At 52.9% G+C, this 25,203-nt stretch carries 26 protein-coding genes and 1 pseudogene; 24 read left to right on the forward strand and 3 right to left on the reverse strand.

Annotated elements, in window-relative coordinates; genetic code table 11:
• Nucleotides 1–205: 205 nt before the first annotated feature.
• Nucleotides 206–535: a hypothetical protein gene (locus tag INT21_RS15960; RefSeq protein WP_193060797.1), complete on the reverse strand. Its 330-nt coding sequence runs from the start codon at nucleotides 533–535 to the stop codon at nucleotides 206–208.
• Between the two features lie 381 nt (nucleotides 536–916).
• Here INT21_RS15960 and fliD (INT21_RS15965) point away from each other — a divergent pair, with 381 nt between their 5' ends.
• The 7 genes and pseudogenes from fliD (INT21_RS15965) (at nucleotide 917) to INT21_RS15985 (ending at nucleotide 7,041) form a co-directional block, all read left to right on the forward strand.
• Nucleotides 917–2,269, forward strand: a complete 1,353-nt coding sequence (gene fliD / locus INT21_RS15965; RefSeq protein WP_193060798.1) for a flagellar filament capping protein FliD — start codon at nucleotides 917–919, stop codon at nucleotides 2,267–2,269.
• Between the two features lie 232 nt (nucleotides 2,270–2,501).
• Entirely contained in the window at nucleotides 2,502–3,893 is a 1,392-nt protein-coding gene (gene fliD / locus INT21_RS15970) for a flagellar filament capping protein FliD (protein WP_193085464.1), read from the forward strand.
• 291 nt (nucleotides 3,894–4,184) lie between these two features.
• Nucleotides 4,185–4,750: pseudogene (locus tag INT21_RS20460) on the forward strand (flagellin N-terminal helical domain-containing protein).
• A gap of 10 nt (nucleotides 4,751–4,760) precedes the next feature.
• Nucleotides 4,761–4,928 carry a hypothetical protein gene (locus tag INT21_RS20465; RefSeq protein WP_226930674.1) on the forward strand — a complete coding sequence of 56 codons (168 nt, stop codon included), beginning with the start codon at nucleotides 4,761–4,763 and terminating at the stop codon, nucleotides 4,926–4,928.
• Nucleotides 4,929–5,083: 155 nt separating this feature from the next.
• A complete protein-coding gene (locus INT21_RS20470) occupies nucleotides 5,084–5,743 on the forward strand; it encodes a flagellin (RefSeq protein WP_226930675.1) in 660 nt (219 codons plus the stop codon).
• A gap of 96 nt (nucleotides 5,744–5,839) precedes the next feature.
• Entirely contained in the window at nucleotides 5,840–6,031 is a 192-nt protein-coding gene (locus INT21_RS15980) for a hypothetical protein (RefSeq protein WP_193060800.1), read from the forward strand.
• Nucleotides 6,032–6,441: 410 nt separating this feature from the next.
• Complete coding sequence (locus tag INT21_RS15985) at nucleotides 6,442–7,041, forward strand: hypothetical protein (RefSeq protein WP_193060801.1); 600 nt, start codon at nucleotides 6,442–6,444, stop codon at nucleotides 7,039–7,041.
• A 95-nt stretch (nucleotides 7,042–7,136) separates the two neighbouring features.
• Here the strand turns inward: INT21_RS15985 and INT21_RS15990 are convergent, their stop codons facing one another.
• Nucleotides 7,137–7,877, reverse strand: a complete 741-nt coding sequence (locus INT21_RS15990; protein WP_193060802.1) for a zeta toxin family protein — start codon at nucleotides 7,875–7,877, stop codon at nucleotides 7,137–7,139.
• On the reverse strand, nucleotides 7,877–8,092 hold the full coding sequence (locus INT21_RS15995; RefSeq protein WP_193060803.1) for a hypothetical protein: 216 nt from the start codon (nucleotides 8,090–8,092) through the stop codon (nucleotides 7,877–7,879). The genes INT21_RS15990 and INT21_RS15995 overlap by 1 nt, the downstream gene beginning before the upstream one ends.
• A 301-nt stretch (nucleotides 8,093–8,393) precedes the next feature.
• Between INT21_RS15995 and INT21_RS16000 the strand changes: the two genes are divergently transcribed.
• The 17 genes from INT21_RS16000 to INT21_RS16080 all read left to right on the forward strand — a co-directional run bounded on the left by INT21_RS16000 (nucleotide 8,394) and on the right by INT21_RS16080 (nucleotide 25,131).
• Nucleotides 8,394–9,164, forward strand: coding sequence for an amino acid ABC transporter substrate-binding protein (locus INT21_RS16000; protein ID WP_193060804.1), 771 nt, complete (start codon nucleotides 8,394–8,396; stop codon nucleotides 9,162–9,164).
• A gap of 102 nt (nucleotides 9,165–9,266) precedes the next feature.
• Nucleotides 9,267–9,935 (forward strand): amino acid ABC transporter permease, encoded by a 669-nt coding sequence (locus INT21_RS16005; RefSeq protein ID WP_089040744.1) that lies wholly within the window; start codon nucleotides 9,267–9,269, stop codon nucleotides 9,933–9,935.
• Nucleotides 9,932–10,687: an amino acid ABC transporter ATP-binding protein gene (locus tag INT21_RS16010; RefSeq protein WP_193060805.1), complete on the forward strand. Its 756-nt coding sequence runs from the start codon at nucleotides 9,932–9,934 to the stop codon at nucleotides 10,685–10,687. Before INT21_RS16005 ends, INT21_RS16010 begins: the two co-directional genes overlap by 4 nt.
• A gap of 273 nt (nucleotides 10,688–10,960) precedes the next feature.
• Nucleotides 10,961–11,227 (forward strand): 30S ribosomal protein S20, encoded by a 267-nt coding sequence (rpsT, locus tag INT21_RS16015; RefSeq protein ID WP_009722795.1) that lies wholly within the window; start codon nucleotides 10,961–10,963, stop codon nucleotides 11,225–11,227.
• 109 nt (nucleotides 11,228–11,336) lie between these two features.
• Complete coding sequence (murJ, locus tag INT21_RS16020; RefSeq protein WP_089040746.1) at nucleotides 11,337–12,914, forward strand: murein biosynthesis integral membrane protein MurJ; 1,578 nt, start codon at nucleotides 11,337–11,339, stop codon at nucleotides 12,912–12,914.
• A 129-nt stretch (nucleotides 12,915–13,043) separates the two neighbouring features.
• Nucleotides 13,044–14,081: a bifunctional riboflavin kinase/FAD synthetase gene (gene ribF, locus INT21_RS16025; RefSeq protein WP_120386314.1), complete on the forward strand. Its 1,038-nt coding sequence runs from the start codon at nucleotides 13,044–13,046 to the stop codon at nucleotides 14,079–14,081.
• A 7-nt stretch (nucleotides 14,082–14,088) separates the two neighbouring features.
• Entirely contained in the window at nucleotides 14,089–16,920 is a 2,832-nt protein-coding gene (gene ileS / locus INT21_RS16030; protein ID WP_193060806.1) for an isoleucine--tRNA ligase, read from the forward strand.
• Nucleotides 16,913–17,461 (forward strand): signal peptidase II, encoded by a 549-nt coding sequence (gene lspA / locus INT21_RS16035; RefSeq protein ID WP_089040749.1) that lies wholly within the window; start codon nucleotides 16,913–16,915, stop codon nucleotides 17,459–17,461. Before ileS ends, lspA begins: the two co-directional genes overlap by 8 nt.
• A 27-nt stretch (nucleotides 17,462–17,488) precedes the next feature.
• On the forward strand, nucleotides 17,489–17,932 hold the full coding sequence (gene fkpB / locus INT21_RS16040) for an FKBP-type peptidyl-prolyl cis-trans isomerase (RefSeq protein WP_038478384.1): 444 nt from the start codon (nucleotides 17,489–17,491) through the stop codon (nucleotides 17,930–17,932).
• 55 nt (nucleotides 17,933–17,987) lie between these two features.
• Complete coding sequence (ispH, locus tag INT21_RS16045) at nucleotides 17,988–18,968, forward strand: 4-hydroxy-3-methylbut-2-enyl diphosphate reductase (protein WP_038478382.1); 981 nt, start codon at nucleotides 17,988–17,990, stop codon at nucleotides 18,966–18,968.
• Nucleotides 18,969–19,031: 63 nt separating this feature from the next.
• Nucleotides 19,032–19,433 (forward strand): type IV pilin protein, encoded by a 402-nt coding sequence (locus tag INT21_RS16050; RefSeq protein WP_193060807.1) that lies wholly within the window; start codon nucleotides 19,032–19,034, stop codon nucleotides 19,431–19,433.
• A complete protein-coding gene (locus tag INT21_RS16055) occupies nucleotides 19,434–19,841 on the forward strand; it encodes a type IV pilus modification PilV family protein (protein ID WP_193060808.1) in 408 nt (135 codons plus the stop codon). It abuts the gene before it with no gap.
• A gap of 13 nt (nucleotides 19,842–19,854) precedes the next feature.
• Nucleotides 19,855–20,328, forward strand: a complete 474-nt coding sequence (locus INT21_RS16060; protein WP_193060809.1) for a PilW family protein — start codon at nucleotides 19,855–19,857, stop codon at nucleotides 20,326–20,328.
• Between the two features lie 29 nt (nucleotides 20,329–20,357).
• A complete protein-coding gene (locus INT21_RS16065; protein ID WP_226912668.1) occupies nucleotides 20,358–20,852 on the forward strand; it encodes a pilus assembly PilX family protein in 495 nt (164 codons plus the stop codon).
• A gap of 49 nt (nucleotides 20,853–20,901) precedes the next feature.
• The gene (locus INT21_RS16070) at nucleotides 20,902–21,924 is read left to right on the forward strand and encodes a tryptophan--tRNA ligase (protein WP_193060811.1); all 1,023 of its coding nucleotides are present in this window, start codon (nucleotides 20,902–20,904) and stop codon (nucleotides 21,922–21,924) included.
• A 137-nt stretch (nucleotides 21,925–22,061) separates the two neighbouring features.
• Nucleotides 22,062–23,273: a YeeE/YedE family protein gene (locus INT21_RS16075; protein ID WP_193085465.1), complete on the forward strand. Its 1,212-nt coding sequence runs from the start codon at nucleotides 22,062–22,064 to the stop codon at nucleotides 23,271–23,273.
• A 178-nt stretch (nucleotides 23,274–23,451) separates the two neighbouring features.
• A complete protein-coding gene (locus tag INT21_RS16080; RefSeq protein WP_226912669.1) occupies nucleotides 23,452–25,131 on the forward strand; it encodes an NAD-dependent malic enzyme in 1,680 nt (559 codons plus the stop codon).
• Nucleotides 25,132–25,203 lie beyond the last annotated feature (72 nt).

The raw sequence follows: 25,203 nt of genomic DNA on the forward strand, positions 1-25,203 counted from the left end.
TGACGTGAAGTAGGTCAACTACGTCGTAGGATGAACGCTTACGTTGTTGTGCTGTTTATTCTATCGCTGCTTGGACTGCGCTAAGCACATCACGCTAATAGAAAAGCGCCCGCAGCTCTTTTTTCAAGGGGCTGCGGGCGCTTTGTATTTAAAACGTCGTATTTAGAGCGTCGTATTTAGAACGTGCAGAGCAAAGCAAACGCGATTACGCGCAGTCGGCAGCACCCTGACCAAACATATCAAACATTAGCTCCCGCCCCATAGACGTCAGTACGAAGCGGTCGTAATCATTAAATTCAGCGGCACCGCTCTCTTCAAGCACCCGTTGGCATGTTTTCCAACTAGGGCAATGCCCCTTCAAATGAGCCAGCTCGCGTCGGGCGAGGCCACGCTGCGGCAAGGTAATGGTTTCGAGCACATGGCCGTTATCGTAAAGCAGCTCGGCAACGGTAGAAAGGCAGTGGCGTAGGCTGCGCTGCACATGATAAGCGGCAGACACTACGGTGGATGCGGGTTGTGACACCTCGGAAGGCATAAGTCGTTCTCCTGCAAACAGCCCCAAAATGGGCTTGTTGCAGTGCATTATAAAGCAATGCGGGCATTAGACCAAGGTCTATGATGGATTGGTGTCAAAGCAACCGCCGACCTTTTTCTGACATATTTCTGTCATCTAGATAATTCAACATGTGGGCCGCTAGGGGAAAAGCAAAAAGTATTAATTAAAATTGATGGTGTTATGCCTTTTTAGCTTTATGTAAGCGTCATTCTTTACAATTCATTACTTTTTAGTACGTAAAAAAAGCCAAATAGGCTCAAGTCTAAGCTTTAATGGTCGATAGTATTAAATATAAATCACATTCTTACGTATGAGCAGCGCCAGCGTGTTGGGCGTTATTTAAAAAAAGGGCAGTAACTTATGGCTTCCATTTCATCACTCGGTATTGGCTCAGGGCTCGACCTCAACGGCTTGCTGGATCAACTGCAAGATGCTGAGCGAGGGAAGCTGAAGCCTATAGAGCGTCAACTGGAAACCCAGCAGACCAAGATTTCTGCTTATGGTCAGCTGCAAAGTGCGCTCTCCCAATTTCAAACTGCCTCCGCTGAGTTAAACGACAGTGCGCTGTATGAAAGCCTTTCCACGAATGTGGGAGGCGATGCCATTACTGCCACGGCAGATGGCGAAGCGCAGCCCGGTAGTTACAATGTCACCGTTGATACACTCGCTACTCGTGGCACGCTGGCTTCCACAGGTGTTGATCAACTGGACGCGCCGCAAACGACCACTGAGCAAACGCTAACCTTCACATTCGGTGATGGGGCCAGTAAAGACGTCACCATCGGTGCGAATAGCAGCCTGGAAGATATTCGCGATGCGATTAATGCCAGTGAGGATTCAGGCGTTAACGCCACCATTGTGAACGACGGCACCAACTACCGGCTGGCGCTTAGTTCCAGCGAAACCGGTGCGGATGCCTCTATTACCGGCTTTAGCTTTTCTGATGCAGGCACAGCGCCCTTCGCCGCCGACACCGATAACACCCTGCAAGCAGGCACCGATGCCGCGTTGACGGTGAATGGCATTGCTATTACCAGCCCTACCAATCAGGTTGAAGGGGCGATTCAAGGCGTGACGCTTAACCTTCAAGATGAGGGCGATAGCACCGTGGCAGTCGAGCAGAATACACGCGCTGTTCGTGAAGCGATTACGGGCTTTGTCGATGCCTATAACGACCTCAAGGGCACCATCGGCGCGCTGACCAGTTTCAATTCTGAAACCGGTGCTGCGGGTGATCTGCTAGGTGATGGCACTGTCCGTATCGTTGAGTCTCGCATGCGCAGCGTGCTCAGCGGTGGCGTGGAAGGCGAATTTTCCATGCTCAGCGATATCGGCATTTCTTTACAGCGCGATGGCACGCTTGAAGTTGATAGCGACAAGCTTGATAACGCCATTGCCAATAATCAGGAGGCACTTTCAACCTTCTTTGCTGGCGATGCGGATGAGTCAGGCATGGCGGGGCAGCTTAACACCACAATAGAGCAGCTGCTTAGTTCCAACGGCAGAGTGTCGGGGGCGATTAGCGGTGCGGAAAGCCTCAAAGAATCTCTGGGTGAGCGCTATCTGAATATGGAGCAGTCTATTGAGCAGACCATTTCCCGCTATCGCACTCAATTCGGCCAGTTAGACGGCATGATTGCCCAGATGAACCAAACCAGCAACTATTTAACCCAGCAGTTTGATGCCCTTGACGCTCAGCTTGGGCGTAAATAGTCGCTAAAGTAATTTGGTGGTTGTTGAACGCCTACGCTAACGCCTGCTTCCTGCAGGCGTTTTCATTAGAAAATTCTCATTTCTAGTAAAAAAGTATGAAAATCGGCGAAAGCGCGAAAAGGCGCTAAAGTTGTGCGCTTTTCTGCCGATAGCAGTGCTATTAAATAAACGGGCGTGCGCATGCGTGCCTGGGTCTTGTGGTTTAGCCTTTTGCACTGAGGAATACCCCCGCATGGCGACGATAACCTCTCTTGGCGTTGGTTCTGGCCTTGATCTCACTGGTTTGCTTGATCAGCTTCAAGCGGCTGAGCGAGGCAAACTCGCGCCGATTACGCTTCAAAAGAAACAGCAGCAGGCGAAAATTTCTGCTTTCGGTCAACTTCAAACGTCGCTGAACTCGTTTCAAGATGCGGTCGCCAAAATCAATGACCCCAAGCTCTACCAAAGCCTTTCCGCCAATGTGCGTGGCGATGCCATTAAAGCGACTGCTGCCGCTGATGCGCTGCCGGGCAGCTACCGGGTAGAGGTCAGCCAGTTGGCCACCTCTGGTACGCTGGCCTCAAACCGCGTGGCAGAGCGGGACGCCGCCCTGGATCTACAAGGGGCCACCGCAATGCAGCTGACCTTTGGCGATGGGGAGAGCGTCGATATCAACATCGCAGAAGGCAGTAGCCTTGCAGATATTCGTGATGCCATTAACGCTGATAAAGAAGCTGGTGTTAACGCCACGATTATCAATGATGGCACGGGCTACCGGCTGGCACTTAGCTCTAAAACCACTGGCGCAGACGCTTCTATTGAAAGCTTTAGCTTTGTTGATACCAATGGCGCCGTGCTCCCCGGCCCCTTTGCTGAAGATGCGCTAACAAAACGCCCAGGTGAAAATGCCGCGCTTACGGTTAATGGCATTGCGATTAGTAGTGCAGAAAACAGTGTTGAAGGCGCGATTCAAGGCGTAACGCTAAATCTTGCTGAACTCAATATCGTGGACGGCGAAACGGCTTCCAGCACCATTAATATTGAGCGCGACACGCTAAAGCAGCGCGAAGCGATTAATGGCTTTGTAAAAGCGTTTAACGACTTAAAAGGCACCATTGGCAAGCTCACTAGCTTTACCGGCGATAGCGAAACCGCTGGCGAGCTATTGGGCGATAACACCGTGCGCACCATCGAATCCCGGCTGCGCAGTGTATTAACCGGCGGGGTAGAAGGCGGTGAGTTGTCGACCCTTAACCAGCTAGGCATCACTCTGCAGCGAGATGGCAAGCTCAAGGTCGATGAGGAGACGCTAGATGACTTGGTTGCCAATAACCCCCAGGCCCTCAATGACTTTTTTGCCGGTGAAAACGAGGGCGACGGCATGGCGGGTAGGCTAAACACTACAATCGAACAGATGCTGGGCAACAATGGCGTGGTAAAACTAGCGATTAGCGGCGCGGAAAACCGTGTTAAAAGCTTGGACGACCGTTTCGAGCGTATGGAAAAAACCATTGAAGGCACCATCTCCCGCTACCGCACCCAGTTCGGTCAGCTAGATGCGATGATTGCCCAGATGAACAGCATGAGCAGCTACCTCACCCAGCAGTTTGATGCCCTGGATAATCAGTTAGGCCGCAAGAAATAACCTTAACGCTTCGGTTGAGTAGCCACAGATAAGTAGTGCGGTGTAACGAGCGAAGCGAGGCACCCGCAATGGGCGGCGTAAGCCGCCCTTTTGTTGCCCACGTAAAAGTAAGCCTCTCACCCTACAGTTACCAAACATTACATCTTTTTTTACTAACCGCCCTAAAGATTCTTCTCACTGTGCCGTTAATTCTAATAACGGCGCACAAAGTGGCCGAATAGCAGGCCTTCCGGCCAGTGTTCATGCAAGGAGAATCACACCATGTCAGTGATCAATACCAACATTACTTCCATGATTGGCCAGTCCAACCTGTCCAAATCACAAAACTCGCTGCAAACCTCTATGGAGCGTTTGAGCTCTGGCCTGCGTATCAACAGCGCTAAAGACGACGCAGCTGGCCAAGCCATCGCTAACCGCTTCTCTTCACAGATCACCGGTCTCGGCCAGGCTCAGCGTAACGCTAACGATGGTATCTCCATTGCGCAAACCGCTGAAGGCGCGCTGAATCAGGTGAATTGTCTGTTCAGGCTCAAAACGGTACTAACTCTGAGTCTGACCTGGGTTCCATCCAAGACGAAATTAATCAGCGCCTGGATGAGATTAACCGTATCTCTGAAGAAACTGACTTCAACGGCACTAAAGTGCTGGCAGAAGATAGCGGCCTGAAAATTCAGGTAGGTGCTAACGATGGCCAGACCATTTCTGTCAACCTACAGCAGATCAATGCTGAAACATTGAATTTAGGCGGCTTTAATGTGAACGGTACGGGTACCGCCAATAAAGCTGCGTCGATTCAAGACCTACGTGCCAATGACTTTGAACGAGTATACAAACGCAGCGTTCAACACCGCTTCTAACGTTGGTGATGTGTTCCAGAATCTGAAAGATGGCGCTGAAATTACTTTAGATCCGGGTACTACCGATACTGTATACACTCTCGACGCTGACACTAACACTTTCAGCTTCGACCGTGCTGGCGTAGCTGTAGATGGAAATGCTGGTAACTTAGCCACCGATCTTGGCCTAACACCGTAAACTTAGGTGGTGATGACAAAGAAGTTAACGTTTCATCTTCTGGTGCACTAACGCTTGCCTCTACAGGCGAAAACTTATACCTGACGGGTACCGCTGGTTCTGCTGATCTAAGCGTAACAAATACGGGCGGCGATCCTGTCGCTACGATTGAAGACTTGGTCAGTGAGCTTGCTGAAGGAGGCCGTACTGCAGACGATACGGTTTATAGTGCGAACGGTGGCGCCGGAGTAGATACTGAAAACGAAACCATCGCCTTTGAAGATCTTCAGAATCAGATTCAAGACGATACAACTAACGCTTACGATGTAGACTTAGACGGTGAAGGTACAGCTGCTAATCAGTATAATATTAGTAACGCTAATGCGGTGACTGATGCCCTCGGTGGTGGCGGCGCAGCTGTCTTTACTTCCGGGTTTGAAGGAGACTTCACTCTTTCCGATTCAGCTGCTGCCTCTGTCTATGTTAATGACAATGGCAAGATCACTGATGGTGCTGCAAATGAAATCTTCATTACCGAAGATGGTGATCTGACTCAAGAAGCGCTTAGCGATGCGGACGCCACCAAAAACCCGCTGGAAGCCTTGGACAGCCTGCGTTCTGAGCTGGGTGCTGTGCAGAACCGTTTTGAATCAGCCATTACCAACCTGAGCACCAATGAGACTAACCTCTCTGCAGCTCGTTCGCGCATCGAAGATGCTGACTACGCGGTAGAAGTCGCCAATATGACTCGCGCGCAGATCCTGCAGCAGGCTGGTACTTCTGTATTGGCACAGGCCAACCAGATTCCGCAGAACGTTCTTTCACTGCTGGGTTAATCTGAGGCTTAGTTTCGATAGAGCATTTGCTGTATCACTAAGTAGTACACTAAACCGGCTCCCTTTGGGGGCCGGTTTTTTTTACTGAGGTGACGTATGACTAATGAAGAACAACAACACGTTATCGATGAGCTGCAAACTGTCATAGCGGACACTCAAGCCACTTTACAACGCTTTGAAGACACCGGCATGGATAAAGCGATGCCGGAGGATTATGAAAAGCTGCTGGGTATATTAGATGGTGCGGTGAAGCAGCAGCGCGAGCATACTAAGGCGATGTTGGGGTAGCTTGCACCCGCCACTCACAGAGGTTACGCCCCAGGTTCGTCATTCCCGCATGCCCTTAGCGGGAATCCATGGTGAGGCAGGCTGCTGGGTAGTATCGGGCAAAGGTCAGAATGGATTCCCGATAACCCCACTCGGGAATGACGGTGTGGTGGGTTACTCGGGCATGACGGTGCGGAGGGTTACTCGGGAATGACGGTGCGGTGGGTTACTCGGGTATAGCGGCGTGGTGCATACGCAAGTGATGTTGGGGTAGCTTGAAAGGTGCTATAGACCAAGGGTGGCTTGTGATGACGCGCTTTTCTACCATAATCACTTAGCAGGCTCATTTTGGGCCGTGCTAGCAACAACAGGGTGTTTTATAGACTGAGGCTTAGAGGCGCTGCGGGTGCCGCAGGGATAATAAAAATAGTATGGATACTTATACGCTCGCGCTAGTGGTGGCGATTGGTACGATGTGGGTTAGCCTGACCTGTGGCTTTGTTGCTATGTATTTAATTCTTAGCGGCGAGTTTAGAAGCGCTTCCCAGCCTGCTGATCGGCCCAGAAAGCTTTCGATGGGCGCTAAAATGCAAGCGGATGATGTTCCCACGCTGGCGAATGAGGGCGGTACTTCTTGGGGCGTGCAAGTGCTGTTTGAAACCCCTTCACCTGGGCTAAACGAGCGCTTAAGCGTAGCGCTGGCATCTGCGGGAGCGGTGTATGAGCCTAGTACGAAAGCCTTTACGGTGATGGGGGAGTCTTCACGTAACCCTATCGTTGTTGAAAACGCCTTTCCTCCTGGGCAACTTCCTTCTTTTACCGATGATAATAGCCAGTACTTAATTAAGGGTGTCACTATTAAGGTGAATGAGAGTGGTCGCTCTCTTTCGCCCAGCAAGCTCCAGCTTGCGCGGTTGGTTTCTCTTGCCAAATCATTGGCCCGTTTAGGCGGCAAGGTGGTTGACGTCAATCAGCAGCCGATCACCAAGGCAGGGTTTAAAGCCGTTATTTCTGGTAAGGCCAAGGTTTAGCCATCTGAGGCATCATTTCTGCTCGCCTTCTCGTTCACTCTGCTAAGAATGGGGGCTTCCGCAACGGAGAAAAAGTCCAGACGTGAGCTAGCTTCTTAATAGGCAGGAGTGAGCTTCTGTATAACGCTTCGGTAAAACCAGTCGGGTATTTCTTCCGCTTTAGGTTCAATTTCTCCTTCCGGAGTTACTTCTGCTAGCCATATGTCTTCATTACCTGAGTTATCGAATATAAACGCTCGATCAGCAAGCTTGATGGCATTTATTAATAAGTCGAGTGAACGATGGTAACGCTGACGAATCTTATCTTCTGGTACGGTGTGTCCTCCCGATTCTACTCGGTTGTGAACTCGTTGGACGTTAATGTCTGGGTCGTCGGTGGCAATGTAGTAGAGATAGTTTTTAAAACCTGCTGCACGGGATGCCTGTAATACTTCTATCTTGTCTTCTGATGACATTACAGTTTCAAACGTAAAACTAATTCTAGAGGCGATAAGCTGATCACGAATGAGCGATGAGGCAATTGAAGCGATATAGGAGTTTGGTTCGGTTTTACAAAAGGAAAGGCAGTTGTCTTCAAATAGTAATGTTTCAAGCAGAGGTGCCAGAGACGCTTTTCGTGTTAAAGGCGATTGATAGAAATAGTGTTTGATATCCGCTTTTGAAATGTCGACAGAATAATCACCAAAATAGATAGCGCCTGTGTCCTTGGCGCTTTGTTCAATATCATCTGGGTTGATGTAAACCCCTTTCAGATGTGCAGGTATGACACTCTGAATGGTGCTTTTGCCTGAGCCATTGGGGCCAGCAAACATTCTCAACCTTGGTGTTGGATCCATTAGGTCACCTTCAGCTTCACGCCTACAGGAATTTTGTGTTTAGCGGGTGCTTTTTTCAACACATAAGTGCTGCCATCGGGGCGCGTTTCGACAAGATTTCCGTTGGCGATTTCCACGACTTTCTGGCCTCGGCTCAATGACGCTTGGTAGGCGCGACGTGTGTAACGCACTGTTTGTGCTGCAAATCTTTGTTCTGCATCAGGTTTAGTTGCCACGATTATCTCCCCAGTCTGCAAATCACCTTATAAATGTATAGTACAAGGACTAGAGTATAAGTGTAAGCATACTAATAGTAATGGTGATAGGAGTGGTTATGTGTGGAACACGTGCTGAGCACGTCATCTTCAATAGCACCACCGGTTGATCCTAAATTCCAAAAAAGACTAAGAAAGCTGTTTATTATTTCTTTTTTGCTGGTATCTTGGCCTCATTGCACTGGTAGATGCTCGACGAACGTCGCAACCGGTGCCCACGTTTAAAGCAGGGGGCTTAGGTGCCCTAGAGGGGAAAATGAATATGGCGAATGTGAGCCGTTGGAAAAAAGCTGTTGCTGTTCTTTCGCTTAGCGTTGTGGGTAGTGTGCTGTCTGCCGCTGCTTACGCGGATACGCTGCGCGTCGGCATGTCTGGGGGGTATTTCCCCTTTACGTTTGTTGAGCAAAACGAACTGAAAGGCTTTGAAGTCGATGTCATGAACGCCGTTGGTGATGTGACTGGCGATGAGATTGAGTTCGTGACAGCGAGTTTCTCTGGCTTGGCGGGCATGTTGGAGTCTGGGCGCATTGATACCATTGCCAACCAAATCACTATTACCGATGAGCGCAAAGCGAAGTACGCCTTCACCGCTCCGTATGTTTACGATGGTGCCCAGGTTGTTGTGCGGGCAGGTAATGACACCATTCACGGTGTTGAAGATTTATCTGGCAAAAGCGTTGCGGTGAACTTGGGCTCTAACTACGAGCAGTTGCTGCGTGAACAGCCTAATGCCGATGAGATCGATATCCGTACCTACGAATCCAACGTCGAGCAGGATGTGGCGCTTGGCCGTATCGATGCATTTGTGATGGATCGCGTTAGCGCCAGCCAGGTGATCAGCGAGCGCGGTTTGCCGCTTGCATTGGCTGGCCAGCCGTTCACCATCATAGAAAACGCGCTGCCGTTTCGTGATGATGAAGAGGGCCGTGCTCAGCGTGACCGCGTAGATGCCGCCCTGGAAGAGCTGCGTGAAAACGGTACATTAGGTGAAATATCGCAAAAATGGTTCGATACTGATATCACCCAGCCATAATCGCGGCGTTTATCTTTAGACGACCAGCAACTGATTGCGGCCGTGGCACTGCCACGGCCGTTTCGCTTATAGCGACGTTGCGAAACTGACCTTGGAATAACCATGTTGAATGTGGAGTATATGTGGGGCCTGTTGCCGGTCCTATTGAGCTATTTACCGTTAACGCTGCAAATGGCGAGCATCGCCATGTTGTTGGCGCTGATCATTGCCTGCCTGTTGGCGGTCATCCGGGTATCGCGAGTGCCGGTGTTGAACGGCGCGGCAATGCTGTTTATCTCGTTTTTTCGCGGAACGCCGCTATTGGTGCAGCTGTTTTTGTTCTATTACGGCTTGCCCCAACTGATTAACGCGCTGATTTCCATCAACGGGGTGACCGCAGCGGTGCTGGGCTTAACGCTGCACTTTTCGGCCTACATGGCGGAATCCATTCGCGCGGCGATTGTCGGTATTGACCGCAGCCAAACCGAAGCGGCGCTGTCCATCGGTATGACCCAGTCTCAATTGATGCGGCGGATTATTCTGCCTCAAGCCACCCGCGTGGCAACGCCAACGCTGATGAACTACTTCATCGATATGATTAAAGCGACTTCCCTGGCGTTTACCCTGGGTGTTACCGAAATGATGGGCGCTACCCAAAAAGAAGCCTCGGGCAGCTTTCTCTATCTGGAAGCATTTCTGCTGGTGGCGATTATTTACTGGGTGGTGGTGGAAGCGCTTTCCTGGGGCCAGCGCCGTCTGGAAACGTATCTGAATAAGGCGTACCAGCGATGATCACCCTCGAATCTGTCAGTAAGCGTTTTGGCCAGCAGCCAGTATTTACCGACGTTGATTTGCACCTGGAGCAGGGTGAAATCATCGTCATTATTGGTCCCTCGGGTACCGGTAAATCAACCCTGCTGCGCTGTATTAACTTTCTAGAACGCCCAGAAACGGGACACATCACGGTAGGCGACTTAAGGGTCGATGCCCGGCGTGCTAGTCGTGCCGATATTCTGGCGCTACGCCGACGAACCGCTTTCGTATTTCAGAACTATGGGCTATTTGCCAACAAAACGGCGTTAGAAAATATCAGCGAAGGCATGATTGTCGTTGATAAGCTGCCTAAGGCTCAGGCGCACGCTCGGGCAAGGGAGATTTTAGAGCGCATTGGCTTGGCCGATAAGGCGGATGCTTACCCAGCATCGCTGTCCGGTGGCCAACAGCAGCGGGTAGGCATTGGGCGTGCGATGGCCGCGAATGCCGATGTGATTCTATTCGACGAGCCAACCTCATCGCTGGACCCGCAATGGGTGGAAGAGGTGCTGAGCTTAATGAAACAGCTCGCCGCCGAGCAGCAAACCATGATTGTGGTGACCCATGAAATGCAGTTCGCCAGAGACGTCGCCGACCGGGTGGTGTTTATGGATGAAGGACAAATTGTCGAACAAGGGCCGCCTGAGGAGCTGTTTACCAATCCTCAAGATGAGCGGACGCGGCGTTTTCTGCGCAAAATTCTGGCGCCAACGGGGCAGGCATTGCCATAACGGGTGAGTGGCAATCTGTGCGGGAAAAGCATTGACAAGCGCTGGCAAGCCCGCTTAACGCGTGATAGACTATGCCATCCTCTCAGACAAGACCCGTGGACGGGCAGATTTTGAACTGCTCGTTACACCATTTGGTAGTATTTTAATTGCTTCCAAATCAATTGGTTATTGTGGAAAGATTCTGACGGAAATGTCGTGGTGAAAGCCGACCGACAAACACATAGTTAATCCGTTGCCGTTTATTGGCAACCTTTATTCTCCAAGGAGATACCTGTGGCGAACAGCAAGCAAGCACGCAAGCGCGCCCGCCAGGCCGAGACTCGTCGCGTCCTGAAAGCCAGCCAGCGCAGCATGGTCCGCACCTACATCAAGCGTGTGATCAAAGCGATCAGCACCGGCGATCATGGCAAAGCGATGGAAGAGTTCCGGGCAATGCAGCCGGTTGTCGACCGCATCGCTGATAAAGACGTTCTTTCTAAGAAGAAAGCTGCACGTCTGAAAAGCCGCTTGAACAAGCGCATTAAGGCTCTGGCGGCGTAAGCCGGCAGGCGCCATAAAAAAACCGGCTGCGGCCGGTTTTTTTGTGTCTATACGTCGCGTTGCCCGCGGCGACTTTGGGTCTCTTGTTTTAGTCGCTATGGATTGAGTGATGACCGCCAACACGCCACCGCAAGCAAATATGTCGCCCCCGCGCCGCGGGTTGATGCGCTCTGGGTTAGTGGTCAGTGCCATGACCATGTTGTCGCGTGTGATGGGGTTGGTGCGCGATGTGGTGGTTGCCACCTTCTTGGGGGCAGGCAACGGCTCGGATGCGTTCTTCGTTGCGTTTAAAATTCCTAATTTTCTGCGCCGTTTGTTTGCCGAAGGGGCGTTTAACCAAGCCTTTGTGCCGGTGCTTTCAGAGTACTCAACCCAGCGCAGTAAGCAGGAAATTCGCGAGCTACTGAATGCGGTAGCGGGCAGCCTGACGGCTATTTTGGCGCTAATAACAGCGTTGGCGATGCTGGGCGCCCCGTGGCTGGTGTGGGTATTTGCCCCCGGCTTCGGGCGCGACCCCGAAAAGCTGGCCATGACAGCCGACATGCTGCGCCTGACGTTTCCCTATTTGCTACTGATTTCGTTAACCGCTTTTTCGGGTAGCGTGCTGAATACCTGGAACCGCTTTGCGGTACCCGCGTTCACCCCCGTGCTGCTGAATATTTCGCTGATTGGCGCGGCGCTACTGCTAATGCCGTTAATGGAAGAGCCCGCCATGGCGCTGGCCTGGGGGGTGTTGATTGCGGGTGCTGCCCAGTTAGCGTTTCAGGTGCCGTTTTTGCTGCGCCTTGGGTTGCTGCCGACCCCGTGGCCAAATTTTGCCCACGAAGGCGTGAAGCGCATTCTGAAGCTGATGGCTCCCGCGCTGTTTGGCGTATCGGTATCGCAAATTAACTTACTGCTGGATACGGTGTTGGCCTCGTTGTTAACGGCGGGCAGCGTGTCTTGGCTGTACTATTCGGATAGGTTGGTCGAACTTCCGCTTGGGGTCTTCGGTGTGGCGATTGGCACAATTATTTTGCCTGCACTTTCCAAGCGTCATGCGGAGCAGTCCACCGAACACTTTTCAGCGATGCTAGACTGGGCCATTCGCGTTGTGCTGCTATTGGGGGTGCCTGCCGCGCTGGCACTGGCCGTGCTGGCAGAACCGTTTTTGATTACCTTGTTCCACTACGGGGCAATGACCGATACCGATATTCAAATGGCCGCCATGAGCCTACGCGCTTACGCCTTTGGATTGGTGGCGTTTATGCTGATCAAGGTGTTAGCACCGGGCTTCTTTGCTCGTCAGGATACTAAAACACCGGTCAAAGTGGGCATTATCGCCATGGTGGCTAACATGGTGTTCAACCTGCTGTTAATTTGGCCGCTTGCTCACGCAGGCTTGGCATTGGCGACTGCACTGTCGGCATTTTTAAATGCTGGGCTGCTGGGATATCTGCTCTATCGCCAGAAGGTGTTGATCTTTCAGCCGGGGTGGGGACGCTACGCAGTACAACTGGTGGGCGGTAGCGCGTTGATGAGTATTGCGCTTTATCTGGCTGCCCCCGACTGGCAGGAGTGGCTTGATTTTGAACTGTGGCAGCGCATTCGCTGGGTAGCAGGGTTAGTCGTGCTGGGTGGCGGGCTTTACTTTGCCTGGTTGACCGCGTTTGGCCTGCGGCTGCGTCACTTTAAGATGAATAGCTGATGCGCCAATAGGCAGCGTTAGGGTGATTAAAAAGGTGATGCCAGGGCGAAAGTAATCTTCCCCTGCACCTGATCAGCGCGTTCGTTATAATCAAACGCTTTTAAAAAAGGCTTTTAAAAAAGAGGTGCCATGCACGTCATTCGAGGTCTGCACAATCTGACAGCGGCTCATCGGGGCTGCGTTGCCACCATCGGTAATTTTGATGGTGTGCATCGCGGCCATCAGGCGATCCTGCAGCAGTGCCGTGAGCATGCGGCGCGCTTGAAGGTGCCGTTGACCGTGGTGGTGTTTGAGCCTCAGCCGCGGGAGTTTTTTGCTGGTGATCAAGCACCGCCGCGGCTTACCCGCCTGCGTGAAAAAGTTCGCTTGCTGCGTGATCATGGTGCCGAACAGGTGCTGTGCCTGCCTTTCAACGATGCCTTGCGCAGCCTGACCGGGCGCGAGTTTATCGATCAAGTGCTAATTAAGGGCTTGGGGGTGAAGCATCTGGTGGTGGGTGATGACTTCCGCTTTGGCTGCGACCGCCGTGGCGACTTCACCTTGCTTAAAACTGTCGGGCAGGTGGAAGGGTTTGGTGTAGAGCACACGCGCACCTTTAAAGTTGATGACGAGCGGGTATCCAGTTCACGCGTGCGTACCTTACTGGCCAGCGGTAACTTTGACGTGGCTGCACGCCTGCTGGGCAGGTCGTATTCGCTGCATGGCCGTGTGGTACGCGACCAGCAGCTAGGGCGCACTATTGGTGTGCCCACTGCTAACCTGCCGCTGTTGCCTCAGCCATTAACGCTGCGCGGCGTGTTTGCTGTGGTGGCCGAGCTGGCTAATGGTCAGCGTTATCCCGCCGTAGCGAATGTTGGCTTTCGGCCAACGGTGGGGTCTAAACGCCCCACGCTGGAAGTTCATCTGTTGGATTTCTCAGGCGACCTCTATGGTCAGCGGCTGACGGTTTACCCCTGCGCGCGTTTGCGTGGGGAAGTGAAGTTTGACGACTTTGATGCGCTAAAAACGCAAATTGAACACGATCAAGCCAGAGCGCGCCGCTACTTCGCAGCAGCGGGTGCTGGCTGCATGAATTCTCTTCCGCTGGCCTCGGCCCCGCTTGGGCGTGAGACCGCTTCTTCTGATTTCTCTTCGGCGGATAACGCCGCCGATGCTAACGACGGCTGACCGGACTATGGATTATAAGCACACGCTAAACTTGCCAGAAACCGACTTTCCTATGCGCGGCATGCTGCCGAAGCAGGAGCCAGGGCGCGTTTCTAAATGGCAGGATATGAACCTATACCAGCGCTTGCGCGATGCCCGCGCGGGTGCGCCGCTGTTTGTTCTGCACGATGGCCCTCCCTACGCCAACGGCAGCATCCATATTGGTCACGCTCTCAATAAAATCCTTAAAGACATTATTGTTAAGTCGAAGAATCTGGCGGGTTTTGATGCCCCTTACGTGCCAGGCTGGGATTGCCACGGTCTGCCTATTGAGCACAAGGTAGAAACCACCCACGGTAAACATTTGGCCGCGGGTAAAGCCCGCGAGCTTTGCCGTGAATATGCCGGTGCGCAGATCGAAACGCAGCTAGCTGACTTTGTTCGCCTGGGCATCATCGGTGACTGGGACCACCCATACCGCACGATGGATTACGCTAATGAAGCGGGCGAAATCCGTGCCTTGGCGGAAATGGTGGATGCGGGCTATGTGTTCAAAGGCCTAAAGCCGGTCAACTGGTGCTTTGATTGTGGCTCGGCCTTGGCTGAAGCGGAAGTTGAATATGCCGATAAGAAATCCGACGCCATCGACGTCGCTTTCCCGGTAGAAGATGCCGACAAGCTAGCGGCGGCCTTTGGTCTAAGCGAATTGCCCAAGCCTGCGGCGGTGGTGATCTGGACCACCACGCCTTGGACAATCCCCGCTAACCAGGCGTTGAACGTTCACCCTGAGTTTACCTATGCGCTCGTGGATACCGGCGAACGCCTGCTGCTGCTCGCAGAAGAGCTGGTGGAAAGCTGTTTAGAGCGTTTTGAGCTGACGGGCAGCGTAATCGCTACCGCGCAAGGTGCAGCGCTGGATCTAATCAATTTCCGTCATCCGTTCTATGACCGCCTCTCGCCGGTTTACCTCGCGGATTACGTTGAGTCCGAAGTGGGTAGCACGGGCATCGTTCACTCAGCGCCTTCTTACGGTATGGATGACTTTATCACCTGCCGTGAGCATGACATGAGCTTTGACGACATGCTTAACCCAGTGCAGGGGAACGGTGTTTACGCTGATGATCTGCCGTTCTTCGGCGGCCAGATGATCTGGAAAGCTAACCCGCATATCGTTGAGAAGCTGCGCGAGGTTAATGCGCTAATGGCGCACACGCCCATCAAGCACAGCTATATGCACTGCTGGCGCCATAAGTCCCCGGTGATTTATCGTGCCACTGCCCAGTGGTTTGTGGGCATGGATATTCAAGGTAAAGACGGTAAAACCCTGCGTGAGCGGGCGTTGGAAGGCATCGAAGCCACCGAATTTACCCCCGCGTGGGGCAAGGCGCGTTTGCATAGCATGATCGCTAATCGCCCGGACTGGTGTATCTCCCGCCAGCGTAACTGGGGCGTGCCGATTCCGTTCTTCTTGCATAAGCAAACGGGCGAGCTGCACCCCAAGACGGTTGAGTTGATGGGAGAGGCGGCTAAGCGTGTCGAGCAAGAGGGTATTGAAGCGTGGTTTAAACTCGACCCCGCTGAGCTACTCGGTGCCGAAGCTGCTGAGTACGACAAAGTCACCGATACATTGGATGTCTGGTTTGACTCCGGCTCCACGCATCGTCATGTGCTGCGTGGCTCGCACCCTCATGGTCATGAAAGTGGCCCGCGTGCTGATTTGTACCTGGAAGGCTCGGACCAGCACCGTGGCTGGTTCCATTCGTCGCTACTGACCGGATCGGCGATTGATGGTCATGCGCCATATCGTCAGCTACTAACCCATGGCTTTACCGTCGATTCACAGGGCCGTAAGCAGTCCAAATCGTTGGGGAATGTGGTCGCGCCGCAAAGTGTGATGGATAAGTTGGGCGCTGATATTTTACGCCTTTGGGTAGCGTCTACCGACTACTCCGGTGAAATGGCGGTGTCGGATGAAATCTTGAAGCGTACCGCCGATGTGTATCGTCGTATCCGCAACACTGCACGCTTTTTGCTTTCTAACTTGAACGGTTTTGATCCGGCTAACGATCAGGTGGCTTTTGGCGATATGCTGGCACTGGATCAGTGGGTGGTTGACCGTGCGGCACAGCTGCAGGGGCGTATCGAAAAAGCCTATGAAGAGTACCGTTTCCTGGATGTGTATCAGCAGGTACACGGTTTCTGCGCACGGGAATTAGGCGGCTTCTACCTGGATGTCATCAAGGATCGCCAGTACACCACCCAAACGGATTCACTCGCCCGCCGTAGCGCGCAAACCGCGCTTTATCATGTGGTTGAAGCGCTGAGCCGCTGGATTGCACCGATCCTGTCGTTTACCGCTGAGGAGATCTACGAGCATATTCCTGGCAAGCGTGGCGACAGCGTACTGCTGGAAACTTACTACACTGGGCTTGGCACCTTAGAGGATGGCGCTGAGCTGGGCCGTGCCTTCTGGGAGCAAGTGCTGGAAGTGAAGCATTCGGTGAACAAGTGCTTGGAAGACGCCCGTAATGCCAAAGTCATCAAGGGCAGCTTGGCGGCGGAAGTTACGCTTTACGTGAGCGATGAACTGAACGCTACGCTGTCTAAATTGGGCGACGAGCTGCGCTTCGTGATGCTCACCAGTGAAGTCCATCTAGCACCGCTAGTGGATGCCGCCAACGCAGAAAGCACCGAGCTTGAAGGCTTGAAAGTGGCGGTTAGCGGAAGCGAGCACCAGAAGTGCGAGCGCTGCTGGCACCATCGTGCTGATGTAGGCACTCATGCTGAGCATTCCGACCTGTGTGGTCGCTGTATCAGCAATCTTCCAGAAGGCAGCGGCGAGATTCGTTACTATGCCTAACACTGCGTCAACCACCAATGATCCACACCAGCGGCCGCCGATGCGGCGGCCGCTGCGCTGGCTGTGGCTAGCGGTGGCGATCATCGTGTTAGATTTGCTGACCAAATACACCGCCAGCCATTTGTTGAATTACGCCCAGCCCGTTGAGGTGCTGCCGTTTTTCAACCTAACGCTGCTGCACAATACTGGCGCTGCGTTCAGCTTTTTAGCGGACCATCCCGGCTGGCAGCGCTGGTTCTTTGCGCTGATTGCCATTGGTGCCAGCATTGGCTTAACCGTCTGGCTTTCCCGCGTTAAGGCCGATGAAAAGCTGCTGGCCGTGGCGTTGCCGCTGATTATTGGCGGTGCCCTGGGTAATCTGTATGACCGTTTAGTACATGGCTATGTGGTGGACTTTTTATCGTTCCATGCCGCTGGTTGGTACTATCCTGCCTTTAATGTGGCGGATATCGGCATTACGCTGGGAGCGGTGGGGTTAATTTGGGAGTCGATAATGGGTGATCGACGTCGTAAGAAAGCCGCGCTACAGCAGCGTGATTGAAAGCCATAGAGTGACGAGTGAGGAACCATGGACTACCTAATTGATGATGGTATGGAGATTACCCTGCACTTCACGCTGAAGCTGGAAGATGGCACGGTAGTCGATTCCACCAAAGAGAAAGCCCCGGCGACGTTCCAGTATGGCGACGGTAACTTGCCACCTGGTTTCGAACACCCGATTAAAGGGATGGCCGCAGGCCAGAGCGGGTCGTTTCAAATCACACCTGAGCACTCCTTTGGGCAGCATAACCCGCAAAATATTCAAACGCTGAAGCGCGCCGATTTCGGTGATGAAGCGCCAGAAATCGGCATGGTGATGTCATTTGCTGATAAAGCGGGAACGGAATTGCCTGGCGTGGTCAAAACCATAGATGGCGACCGTGTGGAAGTGGATTTTAATCATCCGCTAGCAGGTCGCACGTTGACGTTTGAAGTCGATGTGCTGAACGTAACGCCCATCACCAAACACTGATTTTAAGCACTCGTTTTCATTTAACCGGCGATGCAAGTTGCATCAAGGCGCTTTTATGCAGTCATCAGAGTCCTCTCAGCCAATACAGATCAAGCTGGCGAACCCGCGCGGTTTTTGTGCTGGCGTGGATCGCGCGATCGACATCGTCAACCGCGCGCTAGATGTCTTCGGTCCGCCCATTTACGTACGCCACGAGGTGGTACATAACCGCTTTGTGGTTGAAACATTGCGCGAACGTGGCGCGGTGTTCGTTGAAGAGCTGCATGAAGTGCCTGACGACGTGATCGTGATTTTCTCGGCTCACGGTGTCTCCCGTGCCGTGCAACAAGAGGCTGAGCAGCGTGGTCTCAAAGTCTTCGATGCGACCTGTCCATTGGTTACCAAAGTGCATTTGGAAGTGTTGCGTTATGCTAAGCGCGGCCAAGAGTGCATTTTGATTGGTCACGAAGGTCATCCGGAAGTCGAAGGCACCATGGGGCGTTACGACACTTCTCACGGTGGCCAGATTTACCTGGTCGAAGATGAGCAGGACGTGGCGAAGTTAGCCGTCAATGACCCGTCAGCGCTGGCGTTTGTGACTCAAACCACGCTCTCGATGGATGACACCGCTAAGGTGATTGATGCATTGCGGGAGAAGTTCCCAGAGATCCAGGGGCCACGCAAAGATGATATCTGTTATGCCACTCAAAACCGCCAGGATGCGGTGCGTGAGCTAGCGGCAGATAGCGACTTGGTGTTGGTCGTCGGCAGCCCCAATAGCTCCAACTCTAATCGCCTGCGCGAACTTTCCGAGCGGATGGGCACGCCTGCCTATTTAATCGATAATGCCGACCAAATTGCGCCAGCGTGGCTAGAAGGTGTTAGCCGTATTGGTGTCACCGCCGGGGCCAGTGCGCCAGAAGTGCTGGTGAAAGGTGTTATCGACAAGCTGCAAACGTTTGGCGCAGAGGTGCCTGTTGAGCTGCAGGGCCGCGAAGAAAATATTACCTTCTCTATGCCGAAAGAGCTGCGTGAGCAGGTGATTGTAAGCGACTGATGCAAAGCCTATCGGTTTGCGACATACTCAGCGTATGGGCCAACTGATACAGGAGCGCGTTCAGTGCCTTTGCCTTTTGCTAACCGTGCTGGGCGCCAGGAAGCTCGTCAGCACGGTTTTACGCTCATTGAAATGCTGATTGCCGTCGCTATCATTGGCATAGTGGCGGGCATTGCCTACCCCAGTTACACCCGCTATGTTGAGCGTTCGCTACGCACAGATGCCCATGCTGGCCTGTTGCAGGCCGCCGCCGAGCTTGAGCGCTGCTACTCCCGCCAATACGCTTATGCCGACTGCTCATTTACTCCCTCTTCTCCCGATGGTAATTACATGATTACGGCCGATGACGGCAGTGAGGACGATGGTGGGTTTTTACTGACGGCGGCAACATCTCAAACTGACGGTTGTAACAGCGATATTCAATTTAATGCGCGGGGCGAGCGCCTGCCTGAGGCGTGCTGGTAAATGGTTAGGCAAAGCGGCCTTTCGCTAATCGAGGCGCTTATCGCGCTGGTGATTTTAGCGTTTGGGCTGATAGGCGTTGCCGCGATGCAGGTGACAGCACTGCAAAGCGCTAGTGCAGGCTACACGCAGTCGCTAGCGAACGTCGCAGCGGTAGATGCCCAAGAGCGGATATGGGCAGCACTTTCCTCGTACCAAGACTGTGACACGATTCCGTTAGCCACCATTGAGTCCGCATGGCACAGCCATTGGTTTGCAGGTCAACAGGCGGCGCTTGGCTATGCCCAGGGGCAAGAGAGTCGTATTGAGCGCCAAGGCTGTCGGTTTGATGTGGTGGTGCGCTTGCGGACTGAGCCTAATGAGTCCGACGATATCTTCAACTACGTGTTCCAACTTCCCAACCAGCCGTAAAGGTGGGCCTGCCATGGATGTGCAGCGCGGTTTTACGTTAACAGAACTACTGGTCGCCATGGCCATTGGTATGGTGGTGATTCTAGGTGCTGGACAGCTTTTCTTAAGCACCTTTCATACGTTTAAGCAGGTGGATCAATTGGGGCGGAATCAGGAAGCGCTTCTTTACGCGGCGACATCGATTACCGACACCCTACGCAGGCACGGCGCTACCGACTCAAACGGAGCGCCTTTTTTTCGCTTGCAGTGCGTGGTAATTGAGTCTGGCTGTCGCTGCACGGTTCAGGATATGCAGGAGGCTCAGCCGCTGGTCACCTTTGATTATGACGCTGGCGCTAGCTGTGAGCGGGATGAACCGCTTGGAGCACCCGCCACCAATGGGGTTAGCGTGGTGTCACTGCCATTAGGTCGGCAAGGGGCCAATATCGATTTCCACGTTACCCATCGAGAGGCTGTTCTGCAGCCTACGTTTTCGGCTAGCCCATGAGATGTATGGAGTGTGAGCAAGGAGGCGATATGCAGCTTAGACCGCGAACGCAGGAGCAGGGCGCTGCGCTAGTTGTGGTGATGGCACTGTTAGCTAGCGCGTTGATTATTGGCGTTATCTGCGTTCAATCTGCGTTTGTGGATGAACGCTTAGCGAGTAATTACCGGGCGTCGACGTTAGCGCAAATGCGCGCTGAAATAGCCGCCTCGCAAGCAGTGGCTTCTTTTAGTGAATTGGAGTGGGGAAGCAACGTGCTCACCATCAATAGCGATCAAACTCTCCGCTGGGAAGATGTCGTAGCGCACCCATTAACCACGCTGCTGGGCGATGACTGCGAACACGATAGTTGCTTATTTACGCCCATTGAGCGTGACGGCCAACCTTGGGTAGTGGCGTTAGGTGCGGTTATTACTAATGCCAATACCGATAGTGAAACGTTACTGGCGCAGAGCCTACCTGTATTTATCAAAGTAGAGGAGAGTGAGGAAAGCCATCAGACACAGGCGACGGTAGTTTGGCATTAAGTGTACAATGACTTACCTTTTTTGACCTTTATCCAGCTGGATCCACACTATGAGTCAGACAGCCAAAACCCGCGTGCTGACCGGGATTACCACGACCGGAACGCCACATCTTGGTAACTATGTGGGGGCTATTAAGCCTGCCATTGAGGCAAGCCAAGACCCCAATGTACAGTCGTTTTACTTTCTTGCTGACTATCACGCGCTGATCAAATGCCAAGATCCGAAGCGTGTGCAAGAGTCGCGTCTGGAAATTGCCGCCACGTGGCTTGCGCTAGGGTTAGATACCGATAACGCCATTTTTTATCGTCAGTCGGATATCGCTGAAATTCCCGAATTAATGTGGATGCTGTCTTGTGTATGCGCCAAGGGGCTGATGAACCGCGCCCACGCATACAAAGCAGCGGTCGCTGAAAATGAAGAAGCCGGTGACCAAGACCCTGATAAAGGCGTCACCATGGGCTTGTTCGGTTACCCGGTGTTAATGGCCGCCGACATCTTAATGTTTAATGCCAATAAAGTGCCGGTAGGGCGCGACCAGATTCAGCACATTGAAATGGCGCGTGATATCGCTGGACGTTTCAACCACATGTTTAAAGGCCAGTATTTTGTTCAGCCTGAAGCCGTTGTGGATGAAAAAGGCGAAGTGTTGAAGGGCTTGGACGGTCGCAAAATGTCCAAAAGCTATAACAATACGATCCCGCTTTTCTCCAGCGAGAAAAAGCTGCAGAAGCTGGTGCGCAAAATCAAAACCAATTCACTGGAACCCGGTGAGCCCAAAGACCCAGACACCTGCACGCTGTTCCAGATATTCTCAGCGTTTGCCAGCAATGAGGAAGCCGCTGCACTACGCGAGCAGTACGTGGCAGGGATTGGCTGGGGCGACGCTAAGAACCAGGTGTTTGATTACTTGAATGCGCACTTAACCGCACCCCGCGAGCGTTACATCGCGCTCATGGAAGACCCAGCACATATTGAAGCGGTGCTGCAAAAAGGTGCTGATCGCGCTAGAGAAGAAGCCGCCGTCACCATGGATCGCTTACGTTCCGCGGTAGGCTTAGGGCGCTTTGTTTAATATTCTTTAAAAGCATATGCACTGCTGAATAAAGAATTTCCAGCGTTCTACAGCCAGCGTTAGGCTTCTCATTATTGTCCAACTCAGCCAAGCGCCTGTTTCTAACAGGCGCTTTTGGCGTTGTTAGAAGGTGAGCTATGTCGACGATTTCTGCAGTGGCACCTAGTCAGAACCGGGTGCCATTACTCTCAACGGCAGCCATCGTGCTGGGCGCGGTGATTATCGGTGTGGTGTTTGGCGCCAATATTGGTCTCTTAATGATTGTTGGCGGCTTGCTTGGGCTGGTGCTGTATCACGCGGCATTTGGCTTTACTGCTGCTTGGCGGGTATTTATCACCGAGCGGCGGGGCCGTGGTTTGCGTGCCCAAATGGTGATGCTGGCGATTGCAGTGGTGCTGTTTTTTCCGGCGTTAAGCGCCGGTTCACTGTTTGGCACCAGCGTGAGTGGTTTTGTTGCGCCGATTGGTATTTCGGTCGTGGTGGGGGCGTTTATCTTTGGTGTGGGCATGCAGTTAGGTGGCGGATGTGCGTCGGGCACGCTGTTTACTGCAGGTGGTGGTAATGCACGAATGTTAATTACGCTGCTGTTCTTCATTGTTGGGTCGGTGATTGGTTCAGCGCATTTTGCGTGGTGGCAGAGCTTGCCAGCGTTTCAGCCTGTGTCGCTGGTGAATGTAGCAGGTGCTGGCGGTGGTATTGCGATTAGCTTGGTGCTGTTTGCGACGATTGCTGCGTTTACTGTGATTATGGAAAAGCGTCGTCATGGTCACTTGGAGCAGGCACCGCTGGTCGATAAGCCTGGCAGTCAGCGCTGGTTAACGGGTCCGTGGCCGTTGATTACTGGCGCAGTGGCGCTAGCGCTACTCAATTTCGCAACGTTAGCCCTTGCTGGTCGCCCTTGGGGCATTACCTCTGCGTTCGCGCTGTGGGGTGCGAAAGGGTTTGAACTCGTTGGTGGCGATGTCAGTCAGTGGGGTTATTGGCAAGCGCCGGGTAATGCTGCGGCATTAGAGGCGAGTGTATGGAGTGATATCACGACGGTGATGAATGTTGGCATCATGCTGGGGGCGCTTGCCGCCGCGAGCCTAGCTGGGCGCTTTGCTCCCAACTTCCGCATCCCGTTTAAATCCCTATTAGCAGCTGTTATTGGTGGCGTCATGCTGGGGTATGGCGCACGGCTGGCATTTGGTTGCAATATTGGCGCTTACTTCAGCGGTATTGCCTCTGGCAGCTTGCATGGCTGGCTATGGATGGTTGCGGCGTTCGCCGGCAACATGGTGGGCGTTAAGCTGCGGCCGTTCTTTTTTAACGGTGTTGAAGGCCGCCAACCTGCTGCTAAAAGCTGCTAGTGGTTGATCAGTTTTAATGCTTTTTATGAACGCCTTGGTAGCTACCAAGGCGTTTTTTTATTGCCATTATTTATGTCCCTCCCACCTTTGTCGTACTAGCATGTTACATTATGCGAAACGCCGCCAACGCCCAGCGTTGCTGCATTGCAATAGCAATCGACATAAAAAGAGAGTGCCTATGTCTACGAAGAGTAAACGCCCCCTGTACATTCCTTACGCCGGTCCTTCTTTGCTTGAAATGCCGCTATTGAACAAAGGCAGCGCGTTTACTCAAGAGGAGCGGCTAGCGTTTAACTTGATTGGTTTATTGCCGCAAAAAGTGGAGACCATTGACGAGCAGTTGTCGAGAGCATATCGCCAGTATCAACAGTGTCATAGTGATTTAGAGAAGCATATTCATCTGCGTGCCATCCAAGACGACAATGAAACGCTGTACTTTCGCTTGGTCTCTCAGCATCTAGAAGAGATGCTACCGATTATTTATACCCCTACGGTTGGGCAGGCATGTCAGGAGTTCTCTAATATTTATCGCAATCACCGGGGGCTGTTCATCAGCTATCCGGATCGCGAGCATATGGACGATATCCTGCGCAGTGCCACCAAGGATAACGTTAAGGTGATTGTTGTCACCGATGGTGAGCGGATTCTAGGGCTGGGTGATCAGGGGATTGGTGGGATGGGCATTCCCATTGGTAAGCTGGCACTTTATACCGCTTGTGGTGGTATTAGCCCCGCCTATACGTTGCCGATTATGATTGATGTGGGCACTAACAATCAGGCATTGCTGGACGACCCTATGTATATGGGCTGGCGTCATGAGCGGGTTAGCCAGGAAGAGTACGATGCGTTTATGGGGGAATTTATTGCCGCTGTAAAACGTCGCTGGCCGAACGTTCTGCTGCAGTTCGAAGACTTTGCCCAGGCCAATGCGGTACCGCTTTTAGAGCGCTACCGTGACGATTTATGCTGCTTTAATGACGATGTGCAAGGTACCGCATCAGTGGTAGTGGGCACCTTAATGGCGGCGTGCCAGGCCCGCGATGAAACGATTGCCCAGCAGCGCGTAGTGTTTGTTGGTGGCGGTTCGGCAGGCTGTGGTATTGCTGAGCAGGTGGTCGTGGCCATGCAGGCAGAGGGGCTGACTGAAAGCGAAGCACGGGCGCGAATATTTATTGTTGATCGAGATGGATTGATGACCACTGATCAGCCTTGGCAGCGGGATTTCCAGCGCCGTTTGGCCCACGATTCGGAGCTGGTGGCTAACTGGAATGGTCAGGGGCTTGAAGAAACCATTGCCCAAATGAAACCAACGATATTGATTGGTGTGTGCGGCAAGCGCGGTATTTTCACCGAACAAGTGGTGCGTACCATGCACGCGGGCTGCGAACATCCGGTGATTATGCCGCTGTCGAACCCTACTTCTCAGGCAGAAGCGGTACCCGAAGATGTGATTCGCTGGACCGACGGCCAAGCGCTAGTCGCGACTGGCAGCCCTTTTGCACCGGTGGTGTATAACGGCCGCACCTATCCAATTGCCCAATGTAACAATGCCTATATCTTCCCCGGTATTGGCTTAGGTGTGATTGCCGCGAATGCTAATCGCGTGACTGATGAAATGTTGATGAGCGCCTCTCGGGCGCTGGCGCGCGAAGCGCCGCTGGTTAAGGAGGGCAAGGGCGCACTGCTACCGCCGTTGTCGCGGATTCGTGATATTAGTAAATCGATTGCCTTTGAAGTCGCAGCCCAGGCCCAGCAAAACGGCGTGGCGCTTAAAACAAGCGGCACCGAATTACGTGAGCGTATCGAGAGAGCGTGCTGGTCGCCCGAGTATCGTGCTTATCGCCGCAGGGCCTTCTAAGCTTAATAGCGAGAAGCCAAACAGCAAAACCAGGGCGCAAAAAAAAGCCCCCACCATGGTGGGGGCTATGCA

Source organism: Halomonas sp. 3F2F (assembly GCF_014897805.1).
Classification (GTDB): Bacteria; Pseudomonadota; Gammaproteobacteria; order Pseudomonadales; family Halomonadaceae; genus Vreelandella.

Coding starts and splice junctions, on each gene's coding strand:
- INT21_RS15960 (WP_193060797.1), bottom strand. CDS start 535: ATGCCTTCCGAGGTGTCACAACCCGCATCCACCGTAGTGTCTGCCGCT.
- fliD (WP_193060798.1), top strand. CDS start 917: ATGGCTTCCATTTCATCACTCGGTATTGGCTCAGGGCTCGACCTCAAC.
- fliD (WP_193085464.1), top strand. CDS start 2,502: ATGGCGACGATAACCTCTCTTGGCGTTGGTTCTGGCCTTGATCTCACT.
- INT21_RS15980 (WP_193060800.1), top strand. CDS start 5,840: ATGACTAATGAAGAACAACAACACGTTATCGATGAGCTGCAAACTGTC.
- INT21_RS15985 (WP_193060801.1), top strand. CDS start 6,442: ATGGATACTTATACGCTCGCGCTAGTGGTGGCGATTGGTACGATGTGG.
- INT21_RS15990 (WP_193060802.1), bottom strand. CDS start 7,877: ATGGATCCAACACCAAGGTTGAGAATGTTTGCTGGCCCCAATGGCTCA.
- INT21_RS16000 (WP_193060804.1), top strand. CDS start 8,394: ATGGCGAATGTGAGCCGTTGGAAAAAAGCTGTTGCTGTTCTTTCGCTT.
- INT21_RS16005 (WP_089040744.1), top strand. CDS start 9,267: ATGTTGAATGTGGAGTATATGTGGGGCCTGTTGCCGGTCCTATTGAGC.
- INT21_RS16010 (WP_193060805.1), top strand. CDS start 9,932: ATGATCACCCTCGAATCTGTCAGTAAGCGTTTTGGCCAGCAGCCAGTA.
- murJ (WP_089040746.1), top strand. CDS start 11,337: ATGACCGCCAACACGCCACCGCAAGCAAATATGTCGCCCCCGCGCCGC.
- ribF (WP_120386314.1), top strand. CDS start 13,044: ATGCACGTCATTCGAGGTCTGCACAATCTGACAGCGGCTCATCGGGGC.
- ileS (WP_193060806.1), top strand. CDS start 14,089: ATGGATTATAAGCACACGCTAAACTTGCCAGAAACCGACTTTCCTATG.
- lspA (WP_089040749.1), top strand. CDS start 16,913: ATGCCTAACACTGCGTCAACCACCAATGATCCACACCAGCGGCCGCCG.
- fkpB (WP_038478384.1), top strand. CDS start 17,489: ATGGACTACCTAATTGATGATGGTATGGAGATTACCCTGCACTTCACG.
- ispH (WP_038478382.1), top strand. CDS start 17,988: ATGCAGTCATCAGAGTCCTCTCAGCCAATACAGATCAAGCTGGCGAAC.
- INT21_RS16055 (WP_193060808.1), top strand. CDS start 19,434: ATGGTTAGGCAAAGCGGCCTTTCGCTAATCGAGGCGCTTATCGCGCTG.
- INT21_RS16060 (WP_193060809.1), top strand. CDS start 19,855: ATGGATGTGCAGCGCGGTTTTACGTTAACAGAACTACTGGTCGCCATG.
- INT21_RS16065 (WP_226912668.1), top strand. CDS start 20,358: ATGCAGCTTAGACCGCGAACGCAGGAGCAGGGCGCTGCGCTAGTTGTG.
- INT21_RS16070 (WP_193060811.1), top strand. CDS start 20,902: ATGAGTCAGACAGCCAAAACCCGCGTGCTGACCGGGATTACCACGACC.
- INT21_RS16075 (WP_193085465.1), top strand. CDS start 22,062: ATGTCGACGATTTCTGCAGTGGCACCTAGTCAGAACCGGGTGCCATTA.
- INT21_RS16080 (WP_226912669.1), top strand. CDS start 23,452: ATGTCTACGAAGAGTAAACGCCCCCTGTACATTCCTTACGCCGGTCCT.